This window comes from Pseudomonas sp. P4_C3 (assembly GCF_056402075.1).
This window is the reverse complement of sequence record NZ_JBFUIC010000550.1, coordinates 1-1,833: the sequence shown is the minus strand read 5'-3', so window position 1 is coordinate 1,833 and position 1,833 is coordinate 1. Positions and strand designations below refer to the sequence as shown.

General features: G+C 45.4%; 3 protein-coding genes. 1 reads left to right on the top strand and 2 read right to left on the bottom strand.

The window, feature by feature from the left end; translation table 11 throughout:
* Positions 1-358 (top strand): hypothetical protein (locus AC1DVH_RS30500; protein WP_477756928.1); only part of this gene is annotated, 358 nt, incomplete at its 5' end.
* Positions 359-441: 83 nt separating this feature from the next.
* Here AC1DVH_RS30500 and AC1DVH_RS30495 read toward each other — a convergent pair.
* On the bottom strand, positions 442-1,341 hold the full coding sequence (locus AC1DVH_RS30495) for a hypothetical protein (protein ID WP_477756927.1): 900 nt from the start codon (positions 1,339-1,341) through the stop codon (positions 442-444).
* 2 nt (positions 1,342-1,343) lie between these two features.
* A partial coding sequence (locus AC1DVH_RS30490; RefSeq protein WP_477756926.1) for an HAD family hydrolase occupies positions 1,344-1,833 on the bottom strand: 490 nt, incomplete at its 5' end.

The following is a 1,833-nucleotide window of genomic DNA, read 5'->3' as shown; positions in this document are numbered from 1 at the left end:
CGTAATGCCGCACCGGCCCGAAAACGACGGACCGCGCTGGCGGACGGATTGGATGGGGATAGGAAAACCGAGGTGGCAGTCGGGAAACGCAGGTGAACCCTTCGATCAGCGCGATCAGAGATCGCTGGATCGAAGGGTTTGGCGAATTAACAAAATTTCGGATGAAGAAGCAGTACCCCGAAGTCACGCGACTGAGCCGAGTATAATACGCAACATAATCATCGCCCAACATCACTACCACACATCAACTAAAAACGACACTAAACACAATACCTCTATGGCAACATCAAATCAAAACACTAATTCCAAGCACTTAGACACCAACCGTGAAAAACAACGAGAAACCTATCAAATCTAACACTAAAAACAATCAAAAATAGATATGAGAAAAGTTGCCTACATAGACCGCAAGCAACTCAAAATCTCACAATTAAATGACTTTTACTTACTGTTAGATGTGCCTCCCGTAGGTACACTCGGTGGAGTATCTGCCCTGTTTCCAATATGATCGTTAGCTGCATCATGTTTTGATTGTGGCGAGCCTTCAGACTTCTTTTCCGCATGACCCTCAGCAGCATCAATCTTAGATGGTGGAGCAACGTCCGGCGCCTTATCAACCTTAGAGTTATCTGTGTTGGACTTAGCAGGTGGCAAAATTTCGGTACTTTTAATAGCGATCTCTGTCTCTTTCAGCGAATTCAACTTTCCTTCGCCTGCCTGAGAACTTCCATTCCCCTCTGCCTTGCCGATGGATTCAACGACCGGAGCCTTTATTGGTGTAGAGGGCGATGAAGATTTTAGTTCTACACCGCCCATGCACGCTATGAGCAGCGCAGTCAAGGTCAAAGCGACCATCACCGACTTATAAAAAAACTCAATTTTACCATCTGAGTGTAGTTTTCCAGTGGTCTTAAGCTTGGGGTGGCTTACTATCAATCCCGCAAAAAATTTCGCGAACCCCCGAGGCTCATACGGACTTTCATCACCAATAACCTTCGTGAGATTTAATTCAGGAACAGTTCCAATTCCGAGCTGCTCAATCACTATTCCTTGTTTAACAGCACCAATCAGCAACCGGTGATACCAGTATCTGTCCATAAAATAGAACAGATAAGTACCAAGCACACCAAACAAAGGCACGACCACAGCAAATTGGATAACCAGGCGCCCAGCCTCCAGCCCAATTTTCTTATCTAATAAAAAACCAAGAGAAGCAAAAAGCGCTAGGATGATAGTTACAAACATCCCACGAATACGCATCCCTATGTCGTTGAAATGAATCTGAACGTCTATAACGGCCTTCCAGACCTCAATAATTTCTGCTTCCCTTTCCCGTGACATATTTATCCCCGTACACCAACAAAAGATTTAAAGTCAAAAATCGACAGAAGCTCCGCAAACCCTTCATTCAAGACAAAGCTTGGCGAAACGTGTTCACGCTCCCTAATCTTCTGCTCTCGTTCAACCTCCGCTGGCGTCCAATGCGTTACCTCTTGGAGCAACTTATACTCATCGCGCTTATGTGCTACGCCGTATTTCGCCCAAACGCTATCAATTCCGCAATCATTGGCCATGGCGATGTCCTTCATCAAGCTATCGCCAATGTAGACACACTCTGAGGTTTTCAAGCTCAAATCCGCCACTATCCACTGCAGCACATCGACATCAGGTTTTTTTGAGCCCTTAGGCGTGTGATGTTGGATGGTGGACTTCAATACATAATGTTCAGCAGGATAGCGTCTGGTCTCCCCAACATTATCAGGAACAATATGATCCTCAGGACAGAATATGTAGTCAAAAACACCATCTAGCCCTAGTTTTCTAACCCTATAG

Bases quoted from the DNA above. Each gene is read 5' to 3' on its own strand.
- AC1DVH_RS30495 (WP_477756927.1), bottom strand. From the start codon at position 1,341: ATGTCACGGGAAAGGGAAGCAGAAATTATTGAGGTCTGGAAGGCCGTT.